Raw genomic sequence first — 18,243 nt, 5'->3', positions numbered from 1 at the left:
GAACCTGCACTCTACCCGTTACGGTCCCAACGCTTCAAGAACTTCCGCTCGCAACTGGACGAATCGACCGGCGCGGATCGCCTCGCGGGCCCGGGCGGTCAACCGCTGGAGGAACCGGAGGTTGTGGATCGAGGCCAGGATCGGCCCGAGCATCTCGTTGGCGATGAAGAGGTGGCGGAGGTACGCCCGGCTGAACCGCGTGCAGGCCAGGCAATCGCACCCCTCCTCGATCGGCCGGGGGTCGCGGCGGTGGCCGGCGTTGCGGAGCTTGACCGGCCCGGCCATGGTCAGGCAGGTGGCATTGCGGCCATTGCGGGTCGGCAGGACGCAGTCGAACATGTCGATCCCGGTGGCGATCGCGTCCAGGATGTCCTGCGGGCGGCCCACGCCCATCAGGTAGCGGGGGCGGTCGGCGGGCAGCAGGTGGGTGGTCACCTCCAGGGCCTTGCGGACCTGCTCGCGATCCTCGCCCACGCTCACGCCGCCCACGGCATAGCCGTCGAAGTCCAGGGCGATCAACGCCTCGGCGCACCGGCCTCGCAGGTCTTCTTCGGCCCCCCCCTGCACGATCCCGAACAGGGCCTGGTCGGCGCGGGTGCGGGCCTGCTGGCACCGGGTCGCCCAGCGGATCGTGCGATCGACGGCCGCGGCGATCGTCTCGCGCGAAGCGGGCAAGGCGGGGCAGACGTCCAGGCACATCGCCACGTCCGCGCCCAGGTTTTCCTGGATCTGCACGGCGCGTTCGGGCGTGAGGTCGAGCAGGCGTCCGTCGAGGTGGGATCGGAACGCCACGCCCTTCTCGGTGATCTTGGCCCGATCGGCGAGGCTGAAGACCTGGAACCCGCCCGAGTCGGTCAGGATCGGGCCGTCCCAGTCCATGAAGGCGTGGAGGCCGCCCATCGCGGCCACCTCCTCGTCGCCCGGGCGGAGCGCGAGGTGATAGGTGTTGGCGAGGAGCATCCGACTCCCGGTGGCACGAAGCTGGTCGGGCGTGACGCCCTTGACCGTCGCCAGGGTGCCGACCGGCATGAACGCCGGGGTGTCCAACGACCCATGCCGCGTCTGAAGCCGCCCGCAGCGGGCGGCCGACGCGGCATCGGTCGCGATCGTCTCGAACTTGACCGGGCGGGTGGTCGTGCTCACTCGTTCTTGAGCTTGAGGTTCAGCTCGCGGAGCTTCTCGCGGACCTCGTTCAGCGAGGTGACGCCGAAGTTCTTGCATTCGAGGAGTTCATCCCCGGTGCGGCTCAGCAACTCGCCCAGCGAATTGATGCCGAGCTTGGTCATGCACTTGCGGGCCCGGACCGACAGGTTGAGGTCGCCGATCGGCTTGACCAGCAGCGCCCGATCCTCGGCCGACAGCGATTCCGGCTCCTCGTGGGTCGAGGCCGACGTCTGCGAGCCCCCCTCCAGCGCCATGCCGAGCCAGAGGCCCTTGGAGGTCATCATCTCCTTGATCTCGGACAGCGAGGTTTCGCCGAAGTTCTTGGAGGCGAGCAGCGCCGCCTCGGTCGTCCGGGAGAGGTCGCCGAGCGTGCGGATGTTCATCTTCCGCAGGCAGTTGCGGCTCCGCACCGACAGCTCGAAGTCGGTGACGGGGATCTCCATCAACTGCCGCTTGATCGCGATGTCCTTCTCGACGGTCTCGTCGTAGAACATGTCGCGGCTGGCGCGGCAGTCCTTGAAGAACAGGGCGGCGCGGGGATGGTTGCGATCGTAGGCCAGGACCTGGCGATAGCAGTTCTCGGCCTCGCGGAAGTTCATCCGGTCTTCGTACAGGACGCCCAGGTTGATCAGGGCGGCCAGCGGGACGGGCGGGCGATTCACGCAGTCCTTGTAGAAGTCCAGCGCCACGTCATCGTTGCCGTGGAGGTCGTTGATGTAGGCCAGCTCGAACAGGGCGTTCGTGTGGTGGCGATCCAGCTCAACGGCCTTCTCCAGCTCGGCCGAGGCGAGGACCAGCTCCCCCTCGGAGGCGAGCAGGCTGCCCCGCTGGTAGTGGTATTCGGCCGACGAGCCGGCCATCGAACTCAGGCCGTCCAGGATGGCGCGGGCTTCCGCATCCTGCCCGAGTCGTCGGAAGGCCCCGGCCCGGTGGAGGTCGGACAGCTTGGGCTCGTACCCGGCGGCCGAGGCGGCCTCGAACTCGGAGGCGGCCTCTTCCCACTTCTGGAGGTATTCGAGGGCGAGGCCCCGGAAGAAGTAGGCCAGGCCATGCTTGCCGACCTCGGACAGGTGCGACAGGCCGCTGGCATACTTGCCGAGCAGGACCTCGCCGACGCCGAGGCGGAGGTGGGTGTCGGGGGTCATCTCGCCCCCCTTGCTGCGGTCGCGCAGGGTGCCGACGGCCTCCCGCAGGGTGGCGTAGCGCGAGGGGTCACGCCCCAGGACTTCCCGGAGATCGGCCACGGCCGAAGCATCGAACGGATTGCGATCCAAGAGCGCGCGAACGTCGGTGGTCATCAACTCGGCCATCCGTCTCTCCCTCGACCTGTCACGGGCTCGATCGCATCATGGACGAAACATCCCGACCAGCATCCCGGGCGACGGGACGATGATCGGGACGAGCAAGCCAAGCAGAGCATGTTAAGCGAACGGCCCGCCGCTTGCAAGGGCGGGGCCGCTCGCGTGCCGGATCCCGGGATCAGACGCCGGAGCCGACGAGTTCGCCGGCGTGCTCGTAGACGCCGTTGCTCGGGGTGCCGAAGAGGTCGGCGCCCAGGGCGGTCTCGCCGTGCTGGCTGAGGTCCAGCCCGGTGATCTCCTGCTCGTCGGTGACGCGGAGCCGGATGATCATGTCGGTGACCTTGTAGAGGACAATCGAGCCGACGAACGCATAGACCGACACGATCACCATCGCGATCATGTGGTTCTTGATCAGTTCGATGCCGCCGCCGTGGAACAGCCCGCCCTTGGCCTGGGAGGCGAACAGGGCCGTGGCGATCATCCCGACCATCCCGCCCACGCCGTGGCAGGGGAAGACGTCGAGCGTGTCATCCAGGGTGGACTTGGTGCGGAGGTGGACGGCGATGTTGCTGATCACGCTGGCCGCCAGGCCGATCATGATGCTCTCGCGGACCGTGACGAAGCCGGCCGCCGGGGTGATGGCCACCAGGCCGACCACGGCGCCGATGCAGGCCCCCAGGGCCGACGGCTTCTTGCCCATCATCCAGTCGAAGAACATCCAGCCGAGCATGGCCGCGGCCGAGGCCGTGTTGGTCGTGGCGAAGGCCATCGCCGCGGTGCCGTTGGCCGCCAGGGCCGAGCCGGCGTTGAAGCCGAACCAGCCGAACCACAGCATCCCGGTGCCCAGCAGGACGAACGGGACGTTGGCCGGGGTGTGCTCCTCGCGGGCCACGTGGCTCTTGCGGCGGCCCAGCAGCATGGCGCCCGCCAGGGCGGCCCAGCCGGCCGACATGTGGACCACGGTGCCGCCGGCGAAGTCCAGCACGCCCCACTTCATGAACAGCCCCTCGGGGTGCCAGGTCATGTGGGCGAGCGGGGCGTAGATGAACAGGCTGAACAGGACCATGAACAGGAGGTAGCCGGAGAACCGCACCCGCTCGGCGAACGACCCGGTGATCAGCGCCGGGGTGATAATCGCGAACTTGAGCTGGAACATCGCGAACACGATCAGGGGGATCGTCATCGGCAGCTTGGAGCTGGTGGCCTCGCCGACCCCGTCCAGGAACATGTACGTGAACGGATTGCCGATCAGCCCCAGCCCCTTGACGTCATCGCCGAAGGCCAGGCTGAAGCCGACCATGACCCAGAGGATGCTGATCACGCCCAGGGCCACGACGCTCTGGAGCATCGTCGACACGACGTTCTTGAATCCGACCATCCCGCCATAGAAGAACGACAGGCCCGGGGTCATCAACAGCACGAGCGCCGAGGCCGTGAGCATCCAGGCAACATCCCCCGCGACGATCGCATCGCCGGCCGGGGCCGGTTGCGGCTTCGGGTAGAAGGCCGGGCAGAGGGCGAGGACGGCGACGACGGTGAGAAGGATGAACGGAATGGGGGTCGCACGTTTCATGGGGTTGGGCCACCTGAGGGAGGAAGGCGGCTGTCGTCGACGCGTCGGGTTCCACTCGGGGCATTGACCGGGGCGGTTCCGCGCGAGGAGGCAGCCATCGGGGCGAGGGTTGAAGTTCGAGGACGGGACGGGAGAGGTTCGTCGACAGGCCGGATCGCGTCGGCCCGCCCGGCCCGCAGGAAGGGGGCCGTGGAAGCGCCGGGAGCGGGGATCGCCCGAGGATCCGGGGATGCCCCGCGACCGGACCCGACGAGTCCAGGGCCGTGGACCGGGCCTTGGCCTTGGGGCGGGAAAGGGCCAGCCCCAACTCGTGCGGTGGTCGTGCGATCGAGCCCGCGAATCGTGCCGCATCCGGGGAGGTGAAATCCGGCGAGGTCGGACTGACCTCGCATCGGTTTTACCAATACGGCCGCGGGGCCACGATTCGTGATCCCGATACTATGACCGGATTTTTGGGGATTGCAAGATGGGAACCGGCGAAGATCATTTGAACGTGTCAACCGCAAATTGGACGCGGGGGTTGGCCGGTTGAAGTCGCGGGCCGGGGTCCATAGTCTTAATTACCCCCTCCGCGAATCGAAGCAGCCCCTCGGGCTGCCCATCCCTGGTTTTTTTATGGTTGAGGTTCCATGACATTCCGCCGATGGAGTTACGCGCCTGCCCTTTTTGGGATCCTGCATCTCTTCGCCCTCACCGCCCGCTCGGTCGAGCCGCCGCCCCGCGAGACGCATGGTGACTTCGACGTCGTGATCGCCGGGGGGACCACCGCCGCCTTCGCCGCAGCATTGGCCTCGGCCGACTCCGGGGCCCGGACCGCGCTGATCGAGCCGACCGACTGGGTGGGGGGGCAGATCACCGCCTCGGCCGTGCCGGCCATCGACGAGGCCTGGCACAAGATCACCGATCCCAAAATGAAGAAGGTCCTGAACGTCGCCACGATCGCCCGCGATCGGGCCAACATGACGCCCGACTTCCGCGCCATGCTGGACGCCACCGGCAACCCGGGCCGGGGCTGGGTCAGCCAGTACTGCTTCGAGCCGAAGAAATTCCTGGACGCCCAGCTTCTGCCGCGGGAGAAGGCCCGGGGCGATAAGCTCGTGGTGTTCCGGGAGGCGGTCATCAAGTCGGTGGAGGCCGACGCCGCATCAGGGCGAATCACCGCGATCCACGCGATCCGGCGTATCCCCCGGCCCGGCGTGGCCTGGGGCGGGTATGACCGACTCCTCTCGCTCGACCTCGACGACTGGTACAGCCCCGAGCCCTCCGACCGGTTCGACAAGGTCCTCCTGACCTTCCGCGCCGACGATCGGCCCGGCCACCGGACCGTCTTCCTGGAAGCGACCGAGTGGGGCGAGGTCCTCGCCCTGTCCGGTGCCCCCTATCTCCAGGGTGTCGAGGCCGTCGACGGCGGCCGCGAGGGGGACGACACCTGCGGCCAGGCCACGGTGTTCGATTTCATCCAACGCCTCAACCCGACCCCGGTGGACGAACCGCCCGGCCCGAAGGGCGTCGAGAAACTCGGCTTCGCCCTGAAGCCGGAGCAGAAAGACCCCTGGGCCCACATCTGGACCTATCGCCGGCTCAAGGGGAAGGAGGCCGGCCCGGCCGTGGGGGACCTGAGCCTCCAGAACTGGGGCTACTCGGACCGCATGAAGGAGGGGGGCAACGACTATCCGTTCGGCTACCTGTTCCCCCCCCGCTCCGCGGCGGCCGCCGAGGCGAAGGACTGGAAGGGCGGGCTCAATCGCGCCGTGCTCGCCGGGGCCGAGCAGAGGGCCCTGGGCTGGCACTACTGGTTGAAGGAACACGTCCCGGCCCCGTTCGTCCCGGGCCAGGTGACCCTGGATCGGGGCCTGCTCGGCACCGGTCACGGCCTGGCCAAGCTCCCCTACATCCGCGACACCCGGCGATCGATCGGGCTGGATGGCTTCATCCTCAAGATCTCCGACCTCGAAGGCCCGGTGGCGAACCTGACCGGCAAGCGGTTCAAGGATCGGATCGCCCTGGGGGCCTACCCGGCCGACATCCACCCGGTGACCGGGTGCGACTTCCCTTCCTACGTCCACGCCCACAACGACACGCTCCCCTTCTGCATCCCGTTCCGGGCGCTGACCAACGAGCGGTACGGCAACATGATGGTGGCCGGCAAGACCATGGCCCAAAGCTTCATGGCCAATTCCGCCACCCGTCTGCATCCGATCGAATGGTCGACCGGGACCGCCTCCGGGGTGATCGCCGCGTTCATGGCCCGCGAGAACCTCGACAGCCGGGCCGCGTTCGGACGCATCGGGGAGATCCAGGCCCTGGTCCGGGCCAAGACCCCGATCGACTGGACGATCGACGGCAAGGTCTATCCCACTCCCGACGAGGCGACGGAACTCTGATGTCCGTCCGCCCCTCGACCTGAAGTTCTGGTCGCACCAAGAGCGGGTGACTTGTCCCGAGGAGGGGGTCCCCGCTATAGTGATGCAGACCAGGCGCCCGTAGCTCAACGGATAGAGTCGCGGACTTCGAATCCGAAGGTTGTAGGTTCGAATCCTACCGGGCGCATTTTTTCCATCGCCTCGATCGGGATGGACGATCGCAAATGGATCGACGCTTGATGGCCGTTGTCCTGTGATCCCTCCGTGTTCGCCGACGTCATGTTGGATCTCCCCGACGGGCCCGAGGACCATCCCGGGATGCTCGGGGAAACTCCCCCGCACCTCGAAACCCCGCCCGTGGACCCCATGACCCAAGATCCCGCCCGGAAGGCGACGTTCTCGTTCGTCAGCCTGGGATGCCCGAAGAACCTGGTCGATTCCGAGCGGATGCTCGGGCTCCTGTCCCAAGATGGCTACGCCCTGGTGCCCGACGCCGGCAACGCCGACCTGGTCATCATCAACACCTGCGGGTTTATCGACGCCGCCCGCCAGGAGTCGCTGGGCGTCATCCGCGAGATGCTCGACCGCAAGAAGGCCGGGGACATCAAGGGCGTGATCGTCGCCGGGTGCCTGGCCGAGCGCCAGCGCGAGATGCTCCTGGACGAGGTCCCCGACGTCGACCAGATCATCGGCGTGTTCGGCCGCGAGGAGATCAGCCGCGCCGCCGACCGGATCATGGGCGACCTCCACGAGCAACGGTCGATCTTCCGCCCGGCCCCAGTCCAGGCCCAGGACGACCGTGCCCGGCTCCGGATCACCCCGCGCCACCTGGCCTACTTGAAGGTGTCAGAGGGCTGCGACCGGCTCTGCACGTTCTGCGCGATCCCCTACATGCGGGGCAAGCACGTCACCAAGCCGATCGAAAAGGTCGTCGAGGAGGCCCGCGAACTGGCCGCCGACGGCGTCCGCGAGCTGAACCTCGTCGCCCAGGACATGACCTACTACGGCCTCGACCTCTACGGCCGCCCCCGGCTCGCGGACCTGCTGCGGGCCCTGGAGGAGGTCGAGGGGATCGAGTGGGTCCGCGTCCTCTACAACTATCCGAACTACTTCACGGACGAGCTGTACGACGCCCTCGCCACTTGCTCCAAGGTCATCCCGTACCTCGACATGCCAATCCAGCATGCCAACGACCGGATGCTGAAGCTGATGAATCGCCGTCACACCCTGACAGAGACCGAGGCGATCCTGACGCGGCTCCGTTCGACCGTGCCCAACCTCGTCCTCCGGACCACGTTCATCGTCGGCTTCCCGGGCGAGACCCAGGCGGAGTTCGAGGACCTGCTCCACTTCGTCGAGGAGAAGCGGTTCGAGCGGCTTGGGGTGTTCCCCTACTCGCTGGAGCCCGACACTCCGGCCGCCCGCCTGCCCGGCCACCTGCCCGACGAGGTCAAGGCCGAGCGCCGCGACCGGATCATGGCGGCCCAGCAGCCGATCGCCTTCGAGTTCAACCAGAGCCTGGTCGGAAAGACCCTGGACATCTTGATCGACGGCGATGCCGAGGGCTCGGACCGGGGCGACCTGAAGGTCGGCCGTTCCTATGCCGACGCACCCGACGTCGACGGGCTGGTCTACGTCCCCGGCTCGCACCTGGAGCCGGGCGACCTGGTCCGCTGCACGATCGTGGCCGCCGAAGGGTATGACCTGGTCGGCAAGCCGGACGCCGCCGCCCCGCCGCGCCGCCGCAAGACGCGGCCGCGCCCGAGGCGCAAGCCGGGCTCTCCGTTCACCATCCTGAACTGACGCCGAACCGCCCCGACCGGAGGATGGTCGACGATGATAGCACCTCCCGAACCCCGCCAAGCGGCCCGGCCGGAGCATGTGTTCAACATCCCCAACCTCCTGACCCTCAGCCGCCTGGCGCTGGCCTGGGTGGTCTTCGCCCTAGTCGGCGCCCAGTGGTACTGGGCGGCCCTGATCGTCTTCGCGATCGCGGCCATCACCGACGCCTTCGACGGATACGTCGCCCGCCGGCTCGGCCAGGGCACGGTCCTCGGCCGCCAGCTCGACCCGCTGGTCGACAAGGTCCTGATCTGCGGCGTGTTCATCTTCCTGATGAGCGTCCGGGCCGACACCGGGCTCGGCCCCTGGATCGTCTCGACGATCGTGATCCGGGAGCTGCTGATCCAGGGGCTGCGGAGCCACCTCGAAGGGGGCGGTCAGGCGTTCGGGGCCCAGATGGCCGGCAAGCTCAAGACGGTCGTCCAGTGCCTCTCGATCTCAGCCATCCTGATGTCGCTCAGCCTCCGGCCAACCGCCCCCTGGCTCCTGGCCCGCGACGTGGTGACCTGGACGGCGGTCGCGCTTACGGTCTACAGCGGCCTCGGCTATGTGATGCTGGCCATCCCCCGATTTCGTGATCGGTCCCCGTCCACGCTCCCCTGACGTTATTGCCGAGGCTTCATGGACTGGATCGAATCCCTGGTGCTCGGCGTGGTGCAGGGCCTGACCGAATTCTTGCCGATCTCCAGCGACGGCCACCTGAACACGATTCAGCACCTGTTCGAACGATTGACCGGACGCCGGCAGACGGAAGCCGACAAGATCTTCTTCGATGTGATGCTCCACGTCGGGACCTTGCTGGCCATCGTGTTCCACTATCGCTCCGTCGCCATCGAGGGTGCCCGGGGCTTGTTGGGATCGGAGGAGGTCCCCGCTTCGTCCCGGAGATCGGCGGTGATCCGGGTCGGCATCCTGGCGGTGATCGCGACGCTGCCGCTGATCCCGCTCAAGCTTTTCTTCATGGATCTGATCGAGAACGCCTTCCACAGCCTCACGGCCACCGGGGTCGGCTTCCTGATCACGGCGGCCGTCCTGCTGGTGAATGCTCGGCTCAAAGGGGCATCCAAGGGCCCGAATGAGATGACCTGGCTGGACGCCCTGCTGGTGGGGATCGCCCAGATGCTCGCCCCCCTGCCCGGCGTCAGCCGGAGCGGCATGACGATCACCGCGGCGCTAGCCCTGGGCTTCAGCCGCACCTGGGCCGTGGGGTTCAGCCTCCTGATCGCCGTGCCGGCGATACTGGGGGCCACCGCGTTCGAGATCCTCAAGGTCGACCCGGCCACCATGACCCCCGACCGGGTCGCCCAGATCATTGCCTCGGCCGCGTTGGCGGGCGTGATCGGCTACCTGGCGATCACCTGGCTGGTTCGGCTTGTCCAACTCGGTCGGCTATGGTATTTTTCTGTATACCTGATCGCATTGGGGATCGCCCTGATCGCAACGGATTCGCTCGGGAAAGGCGGCACCGATGCCCGGCCTTCGCACGCTCTGGACCGGCCCCTGCGGGGTGGACCCGCGCTCGGCGGTGATCGAGCGGGCGGCGCGGGAGACGTCCACGCTCTGGCTGGTCCCCTCGCCGATGGCCCGCGATCAGGTGTCCCGCTCGTTGGCGATCGCCGCTAAGGGCGCGATCACCCGCCACCGCGTCTGGTGCTGGGACGACGCCTGGAAGGCGATGGCCCTGGCCCATGCCGAGCCCCCGGCCCGGCTCTCGGACGCCGGGCTCCGGGCCGTCCTGGCCGAGGCCATCGAGCGCTGCCGGGCCGACGGCGGACTCGCCGCGATCGGGCGGTCCCTGTCCTTCGCCGGCTATCGCCGCCAGCTCCTCGATCGATTCGCGGGCTGGGGCCGGCTGGAGCGATCGCCGGCCGCGCCGCCGGTCGAGGACTCGGCGACCGGGCGGGACGAGTGGCACCTCTACGGCCATTATCGGGGCGTCCTGGCCGACCTCGAAGCCGTCGACCGGGCCGGATGGGCGGCCTGGGCCTCGCGCGAGATCGCGCGATCGGCTCCCCCCGGACTGCGGAAGCCAGGCATGGTGGTGGTGCTCGACCCGGTCGATCCCGGCCGCGCCGGCTGGCGCGTGCTCGACCACTGCCAGAAGGTCGCCAAGGGGATGCTGGTCCTCCTCCCCTATTCCGACGAGCCGACGATGGTCGAGCCCTACGCAGGCCCGGCGTCGTCCCGGCAACGGTTCCTCGATTGGGGCTTCCAGGAGGCGACGGCCCACCAGGACTGGTTCCGCCCGGCCGGGCTCAAGACCATCGAGCTGGAGGTGTTCCGGCCCGACGCCCATGCCCGCCCGAAGGTCCGGCTCGGCCCGGACAGCGGGCTGCGGATCCTGGGAGGCCCGCGCGGGGAGGGGCTGGCCTTGCTGGTCGCCCGCCAGGTCCGGGCCGAGTTGGAACGCGGCGTGGAGCCCGACCAGATCCTGATCCTCGTCCCTCGGCCCGACTCCGACGCCGAGCTGATCCGATCGACGCTGCGATCGTGGGGGCTGCCCGCGGCCGACCCGCCGGTCGCCCGCCTGGCGGCGGTCCCCGCCCTGGCCGCGTTGCGGAGGGCCATGCGGCTGCCCGTTGAGGGTTGGGACATGGCGAGCCTGTCCCGCCTGCTCCGCAACGGCCGGATCGACTGGGGCGACGCGGAGGCATCCGCCTTCGCCCGGTTCGAGGCCGCCTCGGCGATCCGGGCGACCCGGGTCTTCCGCGATCGGGCCATGCTCCTCCGCGCCCTGGAGCGGCCCTCCCCCGGCGCGGCCGAACGCCCCGGCGCGAAGGAAGCCCGGGCGCTGGTCGAGCGGCTCTCAACCCTGATCGATCCCCTGGCCCGCACCGGCCCCTGGCGGGTCCAGGACGGTCGTCTGCGACGCCTGGCGGGCGGCCTGGGCCTGCTCGGGCCCGACCTCGACCCGCTCTGGGATGCCCTCGACGATGCCCGATGGGTCCGCGAAGGGCTCGGCCCCTCGGTCGCGGATCAGCCCTGGTCCTGGGCCGAATTCGCCGATGAGGTCGACGCGATCGTCACCGAACAGGTGATCGACGCCGCCCCCCCCGCCCCGGGCACGATCCGGATCGAGCCGGTCGGGTCGGCCGACGGGGCCCGCGTCCGGGTGGTGATCCTGGCCAACCTGGCGGAACGCACCTTCCCCTCGGCCGACGCCATCGACCTCGGGCCGGCCACCCCGGACGCCCCGGCCGGGGCAGGGGAACCGGATCCCGTCGAGGAATTTTTCGAAGACGAGACGCCGCCCGAGGCCACGGCCTACGGCCGCGAGATGCTCCGGTTCCTGCGGGTGGCCGGGATGGCCGACGAGCGGCTGATCCTGGCCTACCCGACCACAGACCTCAATGGCGAGCGGCTCCTTCCCGCCGGCTTCCTCGACGACGTGGTGCGCCGGCTCGACGGCGGCTACGCGGCCCCGGTGGTCGAGATCCACCAACGCTTCGACCCCGTCCTGCTGGGCCACGACGACCTAGCCGTCGCGCCCACTGATGCCCGCGTCCTGGCGGTCGCCCGGGCCTTCCGGGACGATGATTTCGACGCGGTGCGCCGGGTCGCGCGTGTCCCCGGGCACGGCCGCGCCCTGGAAGGGACGGCCTCGGCGCTGGAGGTCGCCCAGGAACGGCACCACGACCGGGCCTTCAGCTCGTTCGACGGCCTGCTCGCCAACCCGGCCGCGATCGCCAAGATCCGCGAGAAGTTCGGCCCGTCCCACCCGTTCAGCGCCAGCCAGCTCGAAACGTTCGCGCTCTGCCCGTTCCAGTTCTTCCTCCGCTACGTCCTGGGGCTGAAGCCCGTGGATGAGCGGCGCGAACTCGATGAGGACTACGCCGGCCGGGGGAGCGACGTCCACCGCATCCTCGAAACCATCCACCTCCTCATGGCGTCCGAATCCGACGTCAATCTGGTCGATCGGCTCGACGAGCTGATCCGCTCGGAGATGCAGGTCGAGCTGGACCAGTTCGACGGGGCGGCGGGCGACGTGTCGCTGGTGCTCCGGGAGATCGGCTCGCTCCGAACCCGGAAGATCCTCGGCCGCTACCATGCCCAGTTCCGCACCTACGTGGAGAGGGGCGGGACGCCGTCCCCCCACAAGTTCGAGGTGCGGTTCGGGCAGCCCGACAAGCCGGATTCGCTCGACCACCTGACGATCGGCGAGGGCGACTCGGCCGTCCGGTTCCAGGGGGTCATCGACCGCATCGACCTGGTCCAGTCGGACGGCCGGACCGGGTTCCGCGTGATCGACTACAAGACCGGCTCGAACCCGAGCAAGGCCGACGTCCTGAGCGGGCAAGCCTCGCAACTCCCGCTCTACGCCCTGGCCGTGGAGCAGCTCATCCTGCCCGGCGGGGACCACCCGTTGCTCGACGTGGGCTACTGGAGCCTCCACAAGGAGGGGTTCAGCCGGGTGAAGCTCGACGACTGGGACGGCTATCGCTCCGACCTGATCGCGTTCGTCCAGGAGATCGTCGCGAAGCTCCGCGGCGGCCGATTCCCGATCGATTCGCGGAAGAAGGACTGCAACAAGTATTGCGACTTCCAGGCCATGTGCCGGGTCTCCCAGGTCCGCCGGGCGGGCAAGATCTGGACCGAGATGCCCTTGCTGGGAGGGCGAGTCGGATGAGCGAGACGCGGACCGGGCCGAGGTTGACCCGCCAGCAGGCCGAGGCGCTGGATGTGGATCGGGCGAGCGTGGCCCTGAGCGCCGGGGCGGGCTGCGGCAAGACGACGGTGCTGACCGAGCGGTTCGTCCGCGCCGTGGGTGGGCCGGAGCCGATCGCCCTGGGGCGGGTGGTCGCCCTGACGTTCACCAATAAGGCCGCCCGCGAATTGCGGGACCGGATCCGCGCCGAGTGCCGGGCCCGGCTCGAATCGGGCCACGGCGACCCGGACCGCTGGCGGTCGATCCTGCGCGGGCTGGAAGCCGCCCGGATCGGCACCTTCCACTCGTTCTGCGGCGAGATCCTCCGCCGCCACGCGATCGCGGCGGGGGTCGACCCCGGCTTCGCGGTCCTCGACGAGCCGATCGCGATGGCGATCCGCGACGAGGCGCTGAATCTGGCGCTCCGCGAAAGGCTGGCCGATCGCGACCCCGACCTGATCGAGCTGGCCGTGGAATTCGGCCTGGGGATCGTCGTCAAGGCCCTCGACGAGCTGCTGGCCAACCGATCGGCCGGTGACCTCCCGGCCTGGGCGGCCCGCGAGCCCGAGGATGTCCTGATCGAATGGGTGGCCACCTGGACGGAGACGGTCCGCCCGCAACTCCTGGTCGATTTCGAGAAGAAGTGCCGGCCCTGCCGGGACCTGCTCGCCTCGGCGGGCCTGGCCCATCCCAAGGCGATCGAACGGGTAGCCCGGCTCGAAGATGCTTTCGCCCTGCTGAAGACGCGGTCCGAATCGACCGAGGCGGCCCTCGCCGCGATCCGCGAACTCGCCAAGATGACCGGATTGAGCGCCAAGGGGACCTGGCCTTCGGACGAGGTGAAGGCCGCGGTCGGCGATCATTTCAAGAAGATCCGCGACGAGATCGACAAGCTCCTGGAAGCCTTCGTCTGGGACGAGTCGACGTCCCTGGTCGCGGCGCGGCAGGGGGTCCAGTTCGCCCGCCTGGTCGTCCACGCCCGGGATGCCTACGACCGGGCCAAGCAGCGTCGGGGCGGTCTGGACAACGACGACCTCCTGCTGCTGACCCGCCGGCTCCTGGCCGAGCATCCCGAGAGCGTCCGCGCCGACCTGAACGGGTCGATCGACCTGATGCTCGTCGACGAGTTCCAGGACACCGACCCGGTGCAGTCGGACATCCTCCGCCACCTGGCCGGGCCGGGCCTGGGGGACGGGCGGATGTTTCTGGTGGGCGACTTCAAGCAGTCGATCTATCGCTTCCGGGGGGCCCGTCCGGGGCTGTTCATCGAATACCGATCCGAGTTCCCGGCCGAGGGCCGGCGGAGCCTGACCGAGAATTTCCGGAGCGTGCCGGGCATCCTCGACTTCGTCAACGCCCTGTTCGCCGACACGTTCGAAGAGGCCGACGCGGCGCTCCAGCCCGGCGGGGGCCGCCCCGACTTTGAGGGAGGCCCGCCCGCCGTCGGCTTCCTTTGGGATCCCGCCCCGGCCGAGCCGAAGGGGACGACCGAGAAGGCCGACGCCACGGCCCGGCGCCGCGAGGAGGCCCGCCGGATCGCCGAATATCTCCGCGACCGACTCGACGCCGGGTGGACGGTCCGGGGGCCGGGTGGGATCCCCCGCCCCGCCACGGCCGGCGATGTCGCCATCCTGTTCCGATCCCTGTCCGACGCCTCGGCCTACGAGACGGCCCTGGCCGAGGCGGGGCTGGACTACCACGTCGTGGGCGGCTCGGGCTTCTTCGCTCAGCAAGAAGTCTCCGACGTGATCAACCTGCTCACCGCCGTCGAGGACCCGCTCGACGCCGTGGCCATGGCCGGGGCGTTGCGGAGCCCGGCGTTCTCCCTCAGCGACGACTCCCTGTTCTGGCTCGTCCAGGAGACGCCCGGCGCCCCCCATGCCGGACTGGCCGCCGCCCGGGGCGAATGGCTCGAACGGCTCTCCCCGCCCGACCGGCCCCGGGTCGAGCGGGCGCGGGAACTCCTCGACCGCTGGCGCGCAATCAAGGATCGGACGCCGATCGCCGGGCTGGTGGAGATGATCCTCGACGAGTCGGGCTACGAGGCCGCCCTGCTGGGCGAGGCCCTGGGCGACCGCAAGCGGGCCAACGCCCGGAAGCTGGCGCGGATGGCCCGAGCCTTCGACGAGCAGGGCGGGTTCACCCTGGCCGACTTCGTGGCCCGCCTCCGCGCGGATATGCGGATGGCAACCAAGGAGAATCAGGCCGCGACGACCGACGAGGCGGGCGAGATCGTCCGCCTGATGTCGATCCACCAGGCCAAGGGGCTCGAATTCCCGATCGTGGTGATCCCCGACCTCGACCGCAAACGCCCCGGCGACCTCAAGCGGGTGGCCTTCGACGCCACCCTCGGGCCGCTGGTCAACCCGGTCGCCGAGGCCGCCGGGCCGGACGACGCCGAGGAGTCGGGGGGCAGCCTGGGCTGGACCCTCCATCGCCACCTGGAGCGCCAGGCCGACGACGACGAGGCGCTCCGCCTGCTCTACGTGGCTACCACCCGCGCCCGGGACTTCCTCCTGCTCTCCTCGGCCAGCGACCCGGCGAAGCCCGCCACCTCGCCGGCCCTCCGCCTGATCGATCGCCGATTCGAGCGTACCACCGGCCGGTTCCTCGGCCAGTTGCCCGACGGGCTCGTCGCGCCCCGGGTCGAGGTGATCGCCTCCGACCGGCCGGACCCAGCCCAGCGGTTGCTGCCGCGCCGCCGCCAGCCCCGGCTGCTCGACGTGGCCCGCGTGATCCGCGAGACGATCGCCGGCCCGTGCCCGGAGCCCCCGCCCCGGATCGCGCCGACCCCGCCGTCCCTCGACCTCGACCCGGCCTGGGGCCTCTCGTCGCGGGCCGGCCGACGCGACCGGCTGCTGCGGACGATCCTGGCCGAGTCACGGTCGCTCGACCTGGCCGCCCTGCCGAAGGTCGCGGCCCGTGCCGCCCGGCTCCAGGATCCGGTCGCCCCCGCCTCGCTCGTCGCCGAGGTCCTGGATTGGCTGGCCCTGCCCGCCTGGAAGGCCGCGACCCGCGACGCCACCCATTCCCCCTACGTGATCCGGGGGTATTCCTGGACGATCGCCTGGCCGTTCGAGTCGAACCCATTGGTCCTCTCGGGGACCGGGGATTATGCCTTCGACGAACCGGGCAGCGGGATGACCGTGATCCAGGTCAGCGGCCCGGGCGCGGACGGGCCCCGCGAGCGGCTCCGGCATCTGGTCTCCGCCGAGGTCGCCCGCGAGCGGAAGCCCGAGATCCCCGTCCGGCTCCGCCGAGTGCGACTCGGCGACGGGGCGGCGACCGTCGAGGACGGCCCCTTCGACCCGGCGGAGATCGCCGACGCGATCCGGGCGATCCAGGCGTCCGGAACCCTTTAGCGGACCCGGAGGTCGGGCTTCGGCGCGGGCGTCGCCAGGGCCGGGGAAGCGTTCTTCCGGGCATACTCGACCCAGCGGCTCTGGAGGTCGGCATACCCGTCGATCTTGTAGTGCTTACGCAGCTCCTCTTCCGGGTCGCCCGCCTGGGCCGCCTGGAGGTATTTGAGGAGCAGCTTGGAGGAGCCGGTCTCGACCAGGAACCGCGTCAGCGAGACGCTCTGGGCGTAGTAGAGGTTCCAGTACTGGCTCTCGGGGTAATCCATCGTCATCAGGTTGGCGATCGGGAACAGGCGGTCGGCGGCGAGGGGTTCGGACAGGTCGGCGGCCCGGCGCCTCTGCTCGTCCGCCGGCTCAGAGAGCACCGCCATCCCTTCGTCGGCCCAGCGCGGGATCTGCTGGGTGGTGAAGAAATCGGCCAGGATGACGTGGGTGACCTCGTGGGGGAGGACGGCCGTCAATGCCGTGGGGTGATCGACCCGGACGTTCACGCGCCGGCCGATCAGCTTCCCCTCGTTCATCCCCATGGTCGAGAACCCGGGGGAATCCTCGGGCTGCCCGGTCATCTGGCCGTAGATCTTGCCGTTGGGATAGAGGTAGATTTCGCACTTCGGCATCCACGCGGCCTGAGGCTCGGCCCCGGTCCAGAACTTGGTCTGGCGGACGCGTGTGGTCTCGGCGATCTGGGCCACCTTGGCCGCGAGCGCGGGGTCGACGTGGTAGATCCGGAAGTTCGTGGACTCGCGGGTCTGCCACCGGCCGATCGTCTGGGCCGGCTTGGCGGAGGCCCCGGCCGGGGCATTCGCGGCGGCTCGGGTGGGCGGGCTGGTGGCCGGCGATTCCTCGGGGGACGAGGCCCGCACGACCGTCGAGCCGGACGCGGCGGCCTTCTTTCCACCGGGACGCTCCGCGGCGAGGTTCCGGAGGTATTCGCCGATCCAGTTCTCGGGGTCGAGCTTCCGGATCTGCTGGATCTCCGCATCGATGCTCGCCCACTCGGACCGGTCCGTGGGCCGGGCGTTGATCCTCTTGGCGACGGCCACGGATCGGCAATAGGCCCAGCAGTCGTTCCGTTCCTTGGGGAGCTTCCGGGCCCGGGCCAGCTCGGTGTAGAGCCGGCCCGCCTCGGCATACCGCTCGGCCAGGAAGGCCGCGTCCGCGGTCGCCAGGTCCACGGTCGGCGTCGGCGCCGGGAGCGGGAGCAAGGCCGATGGAACGGGGGCCGGCGCCGGTTCGGGAAGCGTGGCGGGGGCGGGGGCGGGGGCCGGCTCGGGCTCCGGCTTCGTCACCGGGGCCGGCTCGGGCTCGGGCTCCGGCTTCGGGGGGGTGATCGACGTTGGTTCCGGGGTGGGCGCCGGGGCCTGGAGCGGCGGCAACTCCGCGGGCACCGGCGACGGCGGGACCTCCGGGAGCGGCTCGATCGGCGGCTTCGCCGGCTCCGGGAGCGGCTCGATCGGCGGCTTCGCCGGCTCCGAGGCCGGTGACTGGGCTCGCGGGACCGTCGGCTTGATGGATCGATTCAGGATCCGGAGGTCTTCGCGGTACGTCTCGGCCTCGCCGGGCTTGCCCTGGGCCTCGCACTGCTGGGCCGCTTGCGCGTAGGCGGTGCGCAGCAGGTCGAGGACGGCGGATTTCTCGCCGCCGGCGGTCGCGAGCGCGGCTTCGAGGGTCGAGGCGGCGGCGATGGCATCGCGCCCGGCCAGTTGGCGACGCGCGTCGGCGATGGCACCGGCCGCGTCGCCGCGGGCCGGCGATGAGGCTGCCAACGTGGCCAGGATCAGGAGGCAGGCGAGCGCGGGGCGGTGCATGACGTTCCGTGTCCTGCTTTCGGTCAACGCCGCCGTCCTCGACGAAAGCGATTCGCCGTGGTCGCCCCAGGCCGTGGCGACCGGGGGCGGGCGAAGCGGGCGGGCCGACCTCGTCCCTGGGGATCGTCCATGATGATCGAATCCATCGGGGGGCCATTCCATGACCCTGATTCGATGGGTTCGACGGC

At 69.8% G+C, this 18,243-nt stretch carries 10 protein-coding genes and 1 tRNA gene; 7 read left to right on the top strand and 4 right to left on the bottom strand.

The genetic code is table 11. The features are described 5' to 3' along the window. Window positions 1-18 precede the first annotated feature (18 nt). From tgt to TA3x_RS13760, 3 genes are all read right to left on the bottom strand, one after another. A complete protein-coding gene (gene tgt / locus TA3x_RS13770) occupies window positions 19-1,143 on the bottom strand; it encodes a tRNA guanosine(34) transglycosylase Tgt (protein WP_435022137.1) in 1,125 nt (374 codons plus the stop codon). Next, a complete protein-coding gene (locus tag TA3x_RS13765; protein WP_435022135.1) occupies window positions 1,140-2,474 on the bottom strand; it encodes a DNA-directed RNA polymerase subunit alpha C-terminal domain-containing protein in 1,335 nt (444 codons plus the stop codon). Before TA3x_RS13765 ends, tgt begins: the two co-directional genes overlap by 4 nt. Window positions 2,475-2,643: 169 nt before the next feature. After that, complete coding sequence (locus TA3x_RS13760; RefSeq protein ID WP_435022133.1) at window positions 2,644-4,038, bottom strand: ammonium transporter; 1,395 nt, start codon at window positions 4,036-4,038, stop codon at window positions 2,644-2,646. A 629-nt stretch (window positions 4,039-4,667) separates the two neighbouring features. Between TA3x_RS13760 and TA3x_RS13755 the strand changes: the two genes are divergently transcribed. The 7 genes from TA3x_RS13755 (at window position 4,668) to TA3x_RS13725 (ending at window position 16,250) form a co-directional block, all read left to right on the top strand. After that, window positions 4,668-6,422, top strand: a complete 1,755-nt coding sequence (locus tag TA3x_RS13755) for an FAD-dependent oxidoreductase (RefSeq protein ID WP_435022131.1) — start codon at window positions 4,668-4,670, stop codon at window positions 6,420-6,422. 93 nt (window positions 6,423-6,515) lie between these two features. Then, window positions 6,516-6,588, top strand: a tRNA-Arg gene (locus tag TA3x_RS13750). Between the two features lie 179 nt (window positions 6,589-6,767). Further along, entirely contained in the window at window positions 6,768-8,204 is a 1,437-nt protein-coding gene (gene rimO / locus TA3x_RS13745; protein WP_435022130.1) for a 30S ribosomal protein S12 methylthiotransferase RimO, read from the top strand. 33 nt (window positions 8,205-8,237) lie between these two features. After that, window positions 8,238-8,846, top strand: a complete 609-nt coding sequence (gene pgsA / locus TA3x_RS13740; RefSeq protein WP_435022128.1) for a CDP-diacylglycerol--glycerol-3-phosphate 3-phosphatidyltransferase — start codon at window positions 8,238-8,240, stop codon at window positions 8,844-8,846. An 18-nt stretch (window positions 8,847-8,864) separates the two neighbouring features. After that, window positions 8,865-9,866: an undecaprenyl-diphosphate phosphatase gene (locus tag TA3x_RS13735; RefSeq protein WP_435022126.1), complete on the top strand. Its 1,002-nt coding sequence runs from the start codon at window positions 8,865-8,867 to the stop codon at window positions 9,864-9,866. Further along, window positions 9,823-12,870, top strand: coding sequence for a PD-(D/E)XK nuclease family protein (locus TA3x_RS13730; RefSeq protein WP_435022362.1), 3,048 nt, complete (start codon window positions 9,823-9,825; stop codon window positions 12,868-12,870). The genes TA3x_RS13735 and TA3x_RS13730 overlap by 44 nt, the downstream gene beginning before the upstream one ends. Then, window positions 12,867-16,250 (top strand): UvrD-helicase domain-containing protein, encoded by a 3,384-nt coding sequence (locus TA3x_RS13725; protein WP_435022124.1) that lies wholly within the window; start codon window positions 12,867-12,869, stop codon window positions 16,248-16,250. Before TA3x_RS13730 ends, TA3x_RS13725 begins: the two co-directional genes overlap by 4 nt. Here the strand turns inward: TA3x_RS13725 and TA3x_RS13720 are convergent. After that, window positions 16,247-18,055, bottom strand: coding sequence for a peptidase MA family metallohydrolase (locus TA3x_RS13720; protein WP_435022122.1), 1,809 nt, complete (start codon window positions 18,053-18,055; stop codon window positions 16,247-16,249). The two genes, TA3x_RS13725 and TA3x_RS13720, sit on opposite strands and share 4 nt — an antisense overlap. Window positions 18,056-18,243: the final 188 nt, after the last annotated feature.

Origin of the sequence: Tundrisphaera macrotermitis, assembly GCF_051175315.1 — a bacterium.
Taxonomy (GTDB): domain Bacteria; phylum Planctomycetota; class Planctomycetia; order Isosphaerales; family Isosphaeraceae; genus Tundrisphaera.
This window is presented reverse-complemented; position numbering and strand designations above follow the sequence as displayed.

What these genes read in the sequence shown, in the direction of transcription:
- TA3x_RS13755 (WP_435022131.1), top strand. Translation starts at nt 4,668, where the DNA reads ATGACATTCCGCCGATGGAGTTACGCGCCTGCCCTTTTTGGGATCCTG.
- rimO (WP_435022130.1), top strand. Translation starts at nt 6,768, where the DNA reads ATGACCCAAGATCCCGCCCGGAAGGCGACGTTCTCGTTCGTCAGCCTG.
- TA3x_RS13760 (WP_435022133.1), bottom strand. Translation starts at nt 4,038, where the DNA reads ATGAAACGTGCGACCCCCATTCCGTTCATCCTTCTCACCGTCGTCGCC.
- TA3x_RS13765 (WP_435022135.1), bottom strand. Translation starts at nt 2,474, where the DNA reads ATGGCCGAGTTGATGACCACCGACGTTCGCGCGCTCTTGGATCGCAAT.
- TA3x_RS13725 (WP_435022124.1), top strand. Translation starts at nt 12,867, where the DNA reads ATGAGCGAGACGCGGACCGGGCCGAGGTTGACCCGCCAGCAGGCCGAG.
- pgsA (WP_435022128.1), top strand. Translation starts at nt 8,238, where the DNA reads ATGATAGCACCTCCCGAACCCCGCCAAGCGGCCCGGCCGGAGCATGTG.
- TA3x_RS13720 (WP_435022122.1), bottom strand. Translation starts at nt 18,055, where the DNA reads ATGCACCGCCCCGCGCTCGCCTGCCTCCTGATCCTGGCCACGTTGGCA.
- TA3x_RS13730 (WP_435022362.1), top strand. Translation starts at nt 9,823, where the DNA reads ATGGCCCGCGATCAGGTGTCCCGCTCGTTGGCGATCGCCGCTAAGGGC.
- TA3x_RS13735 (WP_435022126.1), top strand. Translation starts at nt 8,865, where the DNA reads ATGGACTGGATCGAATCCCTGGTGCTCGGCGTGGTGCAGGGCCTGACC.